We start from the raw sequence: 982 nt of genomic DNA on the forward strand, positions 1-982 counted from the left end.
CTATTAATTTGGTTAAAGCCCTGAAAATCAGTATCTTAAAGAAGATTTCCAGATCAAACTTTAAGAATGATTCCCAAGGCTAAAGCACTCGATTTAATCGCTATATACCTGTATATATGCAAGTTACACAACGAAGAACTCAAATACATAATTCAAAGATACACGAATAATGATAAACCCGAATTTACAGATCAAGAAGTAATGACTGTTTACCTTTTTTGTGTTCAACAGGAGCAACGTTTCCGGGTATCGCAAATCTATGCCTTTGCCGACGAATACCTGCGTTCTTGGTTTCCTTCCTTGCCTTCTTATCAGGCCTTTAACAACCGGTTGAACCGCTTAAGCGAAGCTTTCAAAGCTGTGGCCGCCCATTCTTTTACGACCTTTGTACCGATGGAGTGCAATACAGATGTAAGCCTGCTCGATTCTATGCCTATTATTACCTGTTCGGGCAAGCGAAGCGGCAGGGTTGCCACTGAAATCACTGATAAGGGATATTGTTCCACAAAATCACTTTATTACTATGGCCTTAAATTACATGCATTGGCATTTTTCCGCCCTAAACGATTGCCCTTTCCTGAACAGGTAGTAATCACACCGGCATCAGAAAGTGATTTGAATGTTTTTAGACAAGACTGGGGAAGTATAGCTAACCGTACTTTTTTTGGCGATAAAATATACCATGATGCCAATTTTTTTGAAGATTTGGCTATCAATGCAAATTCGGACATGCTTACCCCTGTCAAAGGGGTGAAAGGCCAAGCCGATGTCATCAAACAACGGGACAAAGCTGCTAATGATTTGTTTTCAACCGCTGTCTCAACTGTCAGACAACCTATTGAGTCGTTGTTCAACTGGCTCATCGAAAAAACCGACATCCAGAGAGCCAACAAAGTAAGGTCAACAAAGGGCTTGCTTGTACATGTCTTTGGCAAAATTGCCGCTGCCTTTATTTACCTAATATTTAACTCTTGATTCGCAT

Annotated in this window: 1 protein-coding gene; it reads left to right on the forward strand. The window is 40.5% G+C overall.

All coding sequences use genetic code 11. The annotated features are described in order from the left end of the window. Window positions 1-66: 66 nt before the first annotated feature. Window positions 67-975 (forward strand): transposase, encoded by a 909-nt coding sequence (locus E2R66_RS28130; protein WP_192902017.1) that lies wholly within the window; start codon window positions 67-69, stop codon window positions 973-975. Window positions 976-982 lie beyond the last annotated feature (7 nt).

It is taken from the genome of Mucilaginibacter psychrotolerans, from assembly GCF_004519315.1.
GTDB classification, from domain to species: Bacteria; Bacteroidota; Bacteroidia; order Sphingobacteriales; family Sphingobacteriaceae; genus Mucilaginibacter; species Mucilaginibacter psychrotolerans.